General features: G+C 63.5%; 7 protein-coding genes. All 7 read left to right on the top strand.

What is annotated here, in order from left to right; translation table 11 throughout:
• The first annotated feature begins 121 nt into the window (after positions 1-121).
• The 7 genes from QN219_RS30025 (at position 122) to QN219_RS29995 (ending at position 8,992) form a co-directional block, all read left to right on the top strand.
• The gene (locus tag QN219_RS30025; protein ID WP_284004068.1) at positions 122-1,582 is read left to right on the top strand and encodes a mannitol dehydrogenase family protein; all 1,461 of its coding nucleotides are present in this window, start codon (positions 122-124) and stop codon (positions 1,580-1,582) included.
• 375 nt (positions 1,583-1,957) lie between these two features.
• A complete protein-coding gene (locus QN219_RS30020; RefSeq protein WP_284004067.1) occupies positions 1,958-3,205 on the top strand; it encodes a glycosyltransferase family A protein in 1,248 nt (415 codons plus the stop codon).
• Between the two features lie 227 nt (positions 3,206-3,432).
• Positions 3,433-4,458: an ABC transporter substrate-binding protein gene (locus QN219_RS30015; RefSeq protein WP_284004065.1), complete on the top strand. Its 1,026-nt coding sequence runs from the start codon at positions 3,433-3,435 to the stop codon at positions 4,456-4,458.
• 70 nt (positions 4,459-4,528) lie between these two features.
• Complete coding sequence (locus tag QN219_RS30010; protein ID WP_284004064.1) at positions 4,529-6,034, top strand: sugar ABC transporter ATP-binding protein; 1,506 nt, start codon at positions 4,529-4,531, stop codon at positions 6,032-6,034.
• Positions 6,034-7,023 carry an ABC transporter permease gene (locus QN219_RS30005; protein ID WP_284004063.1) on the top strand — a complete coding sequence of 330 codons (990 nt, stop codon included), beginning with the start codon at positions 6,034-6,036 and terminating at the stop codon, positions 7,021-7,023. The genes QN219_RS30010 and QN219_RS30005 overlap by 1 nt, the downstream gene beginning before the upstream one ends.
• The gene (locus QN219_RS30000) at positions 7,020-7,976 is read left to right on the top strand and encodes an ABC transporter permease (protein ID WP_284004061.1); all 957 of its coding nucleotides are present in this window, start codon (positions 7,020-7,022) and stop codon (positions 7,974-7,976) included. Before QN219_RS30005 ends, QN219_RS30000 begins: the two co-directional genes overlap by 4 nt.
• Positions 7,973-8,992 carry a LacI family DNA-binding transcriptional regulator gene (locus QN219_RS29995; protein ID WP_284004060.1) on the top strand — a complete coding sequence of 340 codons (1,020 nt, stop codon included), beginning with the start codon at positions 7,973-7,975 and terminating at the stop codon, positions 8,990-8,992. The genes QN219_RS30000 and QN219_RS29995 overlap by 4 nt, the downstream gene beginning before the upstream one ends.
• Positions 8,993-9,012: the final 20 nt, after the last annotated feature.

Below are 9,012 nucleotides of genomic sequence, written 5' to 3'. Positions count from 1 at the left end.
GCTTGTGAGCCGCTGCCGCATGTTTCCCTGAATCGGTGCCGATTCGGGTGAAACTTCTCGCACCACAATTCGTCAGCCCGACGCAGATCGTCGCGCGGGCAAAACAACAGCAGGCTTCATAATGCGGCTCTCACGACAGACACTCGACCGGTTGCCGGCTACCGTCAAACGGCCGGAATACGACCACACCCGGCTTGCCGTCGGCATTGTCCACCTCGGCATCGGCGCGTTCCACCGGGCGCACCAGGCCGTCTTCACGGACGCGGTGCTTGCACGGGACCCTGCCTGGGGGATTTGCGGCGTCTCGCTGCGCAGCCCGGAGACGCGCGATGCCCTCGCGCCCCAGGACGGGCTCTATACGGTCAAGGTCCAGGACGGCGAGGGCGAGGAGCTGCAGGTGATCGGCAGTGTCGTAGAGCTCCTCTGCGCGCCTGAGAACCCGGAAGCCGTTCTCGACCGTATGGCCGACCCGGCGACACGGATCGTTTCGCTGACGATCACCGAGAAAGGCTATTGCCACAATCCGGCAACCGGCAGGCTCGACGAAAATCATCCCGACGTTGTCCACGATCTCAGGAACCCCGCACGACCGAAGTCCGCGGTCGGCTTCATCGTGGAGGCGCTTGCCCGTCGGGCGGCCGCAGGCGTTCCCCCGTTCACGCTGCTCTCCTGCGACAATCTTCCGTCCAATGGCCACGTGCTGAAAAACGTCGTCACGCGCTTTGCAGAACTGCGCGATCCGGCCCTCGGCCGTGTGGTCGGGCAGGTTGCCTCGCCGTCGACCATGGTGGACCGGATCGTCCCGGCGACGACGGAAGGCGACCGGTCGGACATTTCCACGGCGATCGGCGTTGACGATGCCTGGCCGATCGTGACCGAACCGTTCCGGCAATGGGTCGTGGAAGACGACTTTCCGCTTGGCCGTCCGGCCTGGGAAAATGCCGGCGTCGTTTTCGTCGACGACGTCGCCGTCTTCGAGATGATGAAACTCAGGCTCTTGAACGGCAGCCATTCGACGCTCGCCTATCTCGGCTATCTCGCCGGCGCCGAGACGGTCGCCGAAGCCATGGCTCTGCCGGGCATGGGCGCGCTGGTCGAGGGATTGATGGTCGAGGAGGTCTCGCCGACCTTGCCGGCGCTGCCGGGTTTCGATCTCGCCGCCTATCGCCGGGCGCTGCTTCAGCGCTTCCGCAATCCGGCGCTGCGCCACCGGACATGGCAGATCGCCATGGACGGCTCGCAGAAACTGCCGCAGAGGCTGCTCGGAACGATCCGCGACCGCATTGCGGCCAAATCTTCCTATGACCGCCTTGCGCTCGGCGTTGCCGCCTGGATGCGCTATGCGCGCGGCATCGACGAAAAAGGAAATGTCATCGACGTCCGCGATCCTCTGGCCGCCCGGATCGCCGCGATGACGCAACCGCTGCATCAGCCAGAAGAGATCGTGGGCGCTTTCCTCGGCATCGCCGAGGTGTTCGGCGACGATCTGTCGTCGGATCAGGCGTTCCGGGAGACGCTCGTTCGCTCGCTCGCCGCCCTGATGTCTAACGGCGCCGCCACGGTGGTCAAATCCCGGGCATGACTCTAAGCACCCGGCAGCCTTGTTCTCGAAGGTAATAGAAGCCGTCGGCCTTGCCGCCACTGCTGGCGCGAAGCTGCACGCGGCGATCGATAGTCCCGAGCGTGGATCGACGATCGTGTTGGCCGTGTCCATGTGACCGGCAGGCCGTCGGCGCCGTCGCTCCCGCGCACCGCGACCGGGCAAGCCTCACACAAGATCGCAACGGAATAAGTGTGCTCATGGTTCTCAGTCTTGCGCGCAGGCTGCGCGGGGCTTTGGGGGCAGCGGCCTCTCGATGGCGTCCAGCCGCCCTTCGAGCGAACTCTTTGGAATTGCGCAATTCCGGACGGAAAACCGTTACACACTTTTCCTGGACTCGTTTTAGAGGAATACGCAGTGGATCCCGTGAAGCTCAGCATCTGCATCCCGACTTACAACCGGGCCCGCTTTCTGGAGAATGCGCTCGGCCGCTTTGTCGACCTCTACCGGATCCCGTTCAGCTTCGAGATCGTCATTTCCGACAACGCGTCCACGGACGATACCCGCGACGTTGTCGAAACCTTCGCCGACAATGGGCTGCCGATCCGCTATTTCCGCAACCTGGAGAACCGCGGGGTCGACGCAAATCTCGCCAGCGCCTTCCGCCACGCGGCAGGCGAGTATGCGGTCTATCTCGCAGACGACGACATGCTCGCGATGGATGGCCTTGCCGAGGCTATCGCCTACCTCGACAGGAACCCGGAACTGTCCGCCTGTTTTGCGCCGTGGTTCGTCCATAACGAAATCGAAGGAAGAGATACGGACCTCTTCTACCAAATCGATGCCGACATCAAATTCGACAAGGATCAATTCGAGCGGCTTTTCGCCTTCATTGTCGAGCGGCATATCTTTCCCGAAATCGGGATCTACCGTACCGCCGCGCTGCGCGTGGCGTGGCTGCCGCGTCACTTCGCCTATTGGGCCTTCTCCAACCTCGCGCATTTTCTCGAAAGCGGGGGCGTCGCGTTTCTGAAGAAACCCTTCTACAGGCAGGTCGTCCAATCGAAGATCGGGCGGGACCGCCCGCAGGCCGGCCACGACGAATTGCTGACCGCCTGGGACCGCTATCGGGGTGGTCTGGAATATTTCCTCCACGTCGGAGTGAAACGCGGAGCCGTGCGCATGACACCCGATCGTCGTGCGGCACAGGACACGTCGATCAAGCAATTCACCTGCATGCGCATGGCCGTTGCGATGCGGATGTGGGCGGCCAAAAAAGACTACGTCAAGGCCTATGAAATCTACACGCGGATGGCGCTTGCCGGGTTCGAGCACCATCCGGTCGCCCGGCAACTGAAGGATTCCTTGCCGCTGATGGTGGCCGTGCAGACGCTTGCATGGCAGATCAATGCGGCTGCCGAGGTCAACCGAGTGATCCTGCATGGCGTCGATAGCCCGCCGTCTCTTGAGGGCCTGCTGCGCGAGCTCGGCCTGCGCCAGGACGTTGCCGTCGTCGCCCCGGCTCCTGAGCTCGAGCCGAAAGAGATCGCGCGCTCGGCCGTCTTCGTCGTCGCCGAAAACGACCGCCAGCAGTTCCTTGCGCAAGGCTATTCGCCCAACCTCGTTTTCTGCGAAAACGACATCGTCGGCAACGTCGTGGTCTGAAACGCGCGGCGGCTGAAGGGCAGAGCGGATAGCGCCGCATTGGCGAGATCCTGCTGCAAGTCGACACCTGACCTTTGGAAGCGAGTGAACCGCCGGCGTCGCCCGTGGCCGCGCGGGACGTTTCGCCGCTGTTGGCCCGCCACACGGCGCAGTGCAGCTCGCCAAATCACCATTGAAATCGATTACATTTTCTGGCTTCATGTCTCCGCAAGATTTGGGAGGATCTTATGAAGAAATTAGTCGCGGTAGCGCTCAGCACAGTTGCGTCCATCGTTATCTCTGCATCGGCAGTCAACGCGGAGACCTTCAAGATCGGTCTCTCGAACGGCTGGGTCGGCAGTGAATGGCGCACCCAGATGATCGACGAGGCCAAGGCCGCTGCGGAAAAGTGGAAGGAAAAGGGCGTCGACGTCGAGGTCTCGGTTCAGAGCGCGAATGTCGACGTACCCGGGCAGATCGCCCATATCCGCAATTTCATCGCCGAAGGCGTGAACGCCATCATCGTCAACCCCAACAGCCCGACCGCCTTCGATCCGATCTTCGCCCAGGCGAAGGAAGCCGGAATCCTGGTGATCGCGACGGACGCGGAAGTCTCGTCTCCGGACGCCATCTATGTCGGCATCGACCAGACCGCCTGGGGTGCCGCCGGCGCGAAATGGCTTGCCGAGACGCTTGGCGGCAAGGGCAAGGTCGTCGCGATCAACGGTGTCGCCGGCCATCCGGCCAACGAGATGCGCGTGGCGGGCTATAAGCAGGTCTTCAAGGACTATCCGGACATCCAGATCGTCAACGAAGTCAACGCCAACTGGGATCAGGCCCAGGGCCAGCAGGCGATGCAGAACATCCTTGCCACCTATCCCGACGTGAACGGTGTCGTGGTGCAGGACGGCATGGCCGCCGGCGCCTGGAAGTCGATCATGGACGCCGGCAAGACCGGCCAGATCGCGGCAACGGGCGAAATCCGCAAGGACTTCATCGACCTCTGGGTCAAGGACAAGCTGAATTCCGGCGCGACCGTCAACCCGCCGGGAGTGATGGCGAGCGCGCTGAATGTCGCGGTGCTGATGCTGCAGGGCAAGGAACTGAAGGAGCCGGCAAAGGCCGGCCAGTACGGCAACGCCCTCTATCTGCCGATCCCGTTCATCGACAGCAAGAACCTGGGCGACGCTGCAAAGCAGCTCGAAGGCAAGCCCGGTTATTATTCCTACACCAGCTCGCTTTCGATCGAAGAAGCGGAAGCCCTCTTCAAGTGAGCGTTTCCTATGGTTGCACGGGCCGAGTCTCGGCCCGTGCTTCCCTTCGCACCGTAGTGGACGAAGTTCGATGTCGAAACTGAAACTGAGCGGCGTAAGCAAGGCTTACGGCGCCACCTTGGCGCTACGTCGCGGCGATCTGGAGGTCATGGCCGGCGAGGTTCATGTCCTCATGGGCTCGAACGGATCGGGCAAGAGCACGCTTTGCAAGATCATTGCAGGCAGCGTGCGGCCGGACGCCGGAAAGATCCTCATCGACAATAGGCCGATCACGATCACCGGGCCGCGCTCGGCGCGCGGACACGGGATCGGCATCTTCTATCAGGAGCTGAGCCTTGCGGCTCACCGCTCGGTCGAGGAAAACATCTGTCTTGCCGCGCTGCCGATCAAATCCCACCTGTTCGTCGACAGGGCTTTGCTCAAGCAGCGCGCGGCGCGCTACATCAGGCTCTTCGAAAACGTAGCCGGGGAAGGATTTTCCGCCGACGCTCTTGTCGGCAACCTGCGCCCCGACCAGCGGCAACTCGTGGAGATCATGAAGGCGCTGGCGAGCGAGGCGCCGATTCTGATCTTCGACGAGCCGACTTCCGCGCTCGATCGGGCCCAGGTCGATCGCTTCTTCGAGATCCTGCGCGACTTGAAGCGGCAGGACCGGGGCATCATCTTCATTTCCCACCGCATGGACGAGATCAAGGCGGTCGGCGACCGGGTAACGATCATTCGCGACGGCGAGACGATCACGACGCTCAACCTTGCCGAAACCGATGCGGCCTCGGTTATCCGCCTGATGGTCGGTGGCTCCGGCGACATGCCGGCTTCGCAATCGTCTGCCCCCGCTGTCGTCGACCTCGCCGACGGAACGGCGATGATTGTCCACGATCTCTCCGGTGTCGGCTTCCGCAATGTCAGTTTCGATGTCGCCAAGGGCGAGATCCTCGGCTTCGGCGGCCTCCACGGCCAGGGTCAGTCGGCGCTGCTCCGGGCGATCTTCGGTGCCGGCTCGATCTCGTCCGGCGAGGTGTTGATCGGCGACAGCCGCCTTGACGCCTCGAGCCCGCGCGACGCCATCCGGCGGGGCTGCGCGTATGTTTCCGGGGATCGTGGCCGTGACGGCGTCATCAGCGGCAGGCCGATCATCGAGAACGTCACGCCGATCCATTATCTGCGTGATCGTCTGATGATCGCGAGGCCTTCCAAGCTGCGCGACAAGGTCGCGCCGGCGCTCGAAAGCATGCACACCAAATTTGCGAGCCTGTTCCATCCGATCAGCTCGCTTTCCGGCGGTAACCAACAGAAGGTGATCATCGCCCGCTGGCTGATCGACCGGCCGGATGTCCTGCTGCTCGACGACCCGACCAAGGGCATAGACCTTTCGGCAAAGGCCGACCTTTTCGCGCTGATCCGTCAGCTGGCGGCCGAGGGCCTTGGCATCCTGCTCTATTCATCCGAAGACGCCGAACTGTTGGGCAACGCCAACCGCATCCTGGTCTTCAACGGTGGTTCGGTGAGCCGCGAACTGACGGGTGCCGACCGCACGCGCTATAATCTTTATCAAGCCGCTTACGAGGCCGCGTGATGGCAGATGTCGCAGTCACTCCGAGAGCGCGCGCCGGCGGCATCCGGAAGCTTCTGGAGCGCTATCCGTTTCTGCCGGCGCTGGTGATCGTCGCCGCGCTCCTGCTGCTCAACGGCGTCTTCTCGCCCAACAGCCTCAGCTACCGTTCGCTGACGGGGCTTCTCAGCACATATATGGCGTTGATCATGCTCGCGATCGCGCAGACTTATGTCGTCTATGCCGGCGATATCGATCTCTCCGCCGGCTCGATCCTGTCGCTCGTCAATGTCGCGATCGTCGTTCTGATGGAGCGATGGGGCGGCGGTGCCGGCGCCGTGCTGCTGGCGCTCGCCCTTGGCCTTCTGCTGGGGCTCGCCTGCGGCCTCGTGAACGGCATCGTCGTCGCCGCGCTGCGGCTGCAGGCGATCGTTGCGACTTTCGCCACGAGCATATTCTTCACCGGGTTCGCCCTTTACATCCTTCCCGTTGCCGGCACTCCGGCGCCGGCGCTGTTCTGGCGGACCTATGGCGGCCGGCTGCTCGGCGTGCCCTTTGTCTTCTATATCCTGGCGGTGCTGGTCGTCCTCCTCCTGGTGCTCAGCCGCACGCGCCTCGTCACGCAATTGCTTGCGGTCGGCGATGATCAGCAGGCGGCTTTCCAGACCGGGCTCCCGGTCGTTCCTGTGCGGATCAAGGGCTATCTGCTCTGCGGGCTTTTCTCCGCGCTCGCGGCCTTCTGCATCACCGGCGACACGGCGAGCGGCGACCCGTTGGTCGGCGGCAAGATGACGCTCTATAGCGTCGCCGCCGTGGTCCTCGGTGGCAGCGCGCTTTCCGGCGGCTGGGGCACGGTTGTCGGCTCGCTGCTCGGAGCGCTGACGATCGGCCTCATCAACTCGGTCGTCTTCTTCATGGGCACGCCGTCCGAATGGCAGAATTTCGTTCAGGGTCTCGCCATTCTCGTCGTGCTGATGGCAGGCGTGCTGGCGGGCAGGAGGGCGCGCGCATGACCCGGATCCTCACCTTCGTGCGTGAGCCGCTCATCATCGCGCTGGTGCTGATCGCGGCTCTACTTTACCTCGGCGAGATGCTGTCGCCGGGCTTTGCCTCCGGTGGACAGGTTCTGCGGCTGCTGATCGTCGCCTCACTGCTCGGCATCGTCGCGGCCGGCCAGAATGTCGTCATTCTCGGCGGCCGCGAGGGTATCGACCTTTCGGTCGGCGGCGTCGTTTCGCTTTCGGCGATCATTGCGGGCAACGTCATGAACGGGGCCGACGGGGGTATTGTGCCGGCTATCCTCGCCTGCCTCGCTGCCGGCGCCTTCTTCGGTCTTCTCAACGGGCTGGGCGTGACACTCCTGCGCATCCCGCCCCTCGTGATGACGCTCGGCATGCTTGGTGTTCTCCAGGGTCTGCTGGTCGTCATCCGCATGGGCATTCCCTCGGGTCGCGCCGCGCCGGGCCTTTCGGGCTTCGTCACGCAGCCGTTCTTCTTCGGCATTCCGGGCATCATCTGGCTGTGGATCGCAATCGGCGTGCTCATGGCCTTCATGCTCCACCGCACGGTTTTCGGACACCGCATCTATGCCATCGGCTCGAACGAGCATGCGGCCTACATGGCGGGTGTTCCGGTCCGGCTGATGCGCATCGCACTCTTCATGATCTCAGGCATGTTCGCGGCGATCGCCGGCATGTGCCTGCTCGGCTACTCCGGCTCGTCCTTCGCCAATGTCGGCGAGCAGTACACGCTCTCGTCGATCATCGCGGTCGTCTTCGGCGGCACGTCGCTTGCCGGCGGCAAGGGCGGCTATACCGGCACCATGGCCGGCGCGATCCTGCTCGTCATTCTCCAGAGCATCCTGACCACAGTGAACATCGATGAATCCGGGCGGCAGATGGTGTTCGGGGCGACGCTGCTCCTGCTGATGATGTTCTATGGTCGGGGTCGGGCGATGCGTGCATGAGAGAGCGGCTGAAGATCAAGGATATCGCCAAGCGGGCGGGCGTATCGGTCGCGACCGTGTCGCGCGCGCTGAGCGACTCGACACTGGTCACTGCTGAGACGCGCCAGCGCATCCATGATCTGGCGCGCGAACTCAACTACCGGCCGAATGTCAGCGCCCGCAATCTCAGGACCCGCAGGTCGATGTCGGTGCTGTTGGTCGTGCGCGACGTCGGCAATCCTTTCTATCTCGACATCCTGAAAGGCGTGGAGGCGACGGCTCGCGAAGCCGGCTATTCGGTTCTGATGGGCAATACCGAGAACGATCCGGCCCGCGAAACCGAATATTTCAACATGCTGCGCGACGGCCATGCCGACGGCATGATCCTGATGACCGGCAAGCTGCCGCCGGCCGGCGGAAACTGGAGCGGTGCCCCGACCCGAGTGCCGGTCGTCGTGGCGCTTGAAATCATCGAGGGCGCTGGCCTGCCGCATGTGCAGGTGGACAATGCCGGCGCCGCGCGTGAAGCGGTGGAGCACCTCATCTCCCTCGGTCATCGGCGCATCGCCCATATCAGTGGGCCAGTGCCGGAACTGATGAGCCTTCACCGTCGCGAAGGCTACCGCCAGGCCATGCGCGACGCCGGGCTCGATGTCCCGGATGCTTACGAGGTCCGCGGTGACTACCTGCTCGAAAGCGGGCAGGAGTGCTGCCGCGCGCTTTTCACCCTGCCGGAGCCGCCGACCGCGCTTTTCGTCGCCAATGACGAGATGGCCTATGGGGCTGCGTACGAACTGCGGCGCATGGGGCGCGACGTGCCGGGCGACGTGTCGGTCGTCGGTTTCGACGATCTTTACCTGAGCAAGGCGTTCTATCCGCCGCTGACGACGGTCAGCCAGCCACGCGCCGAGATCGGACACGCCGCCATGGAACTGCTTCTTAAGATCCTGTCCGGCGCCGATATCGATTGCGACGAGCCGATCATCCTGCCAACGGTCTTGCACATCCGGGGCAGCACGGCTCCGCCGCAGGGATGACAAACACGCGCGAACTGTGA

The sequence above is a fragment of the Sinorhizobium sp. 8-89 genome (assembly GCF_030124325.1).
GTDB lineage: Bacteria > Pseudomonadota > Alphaproteobacteria > Rhizobiales > Rhizobiaceae > Sinorhizobium.
This window is presented reverse-complemented; position numbering and strand designations above follow the sequence as displayed.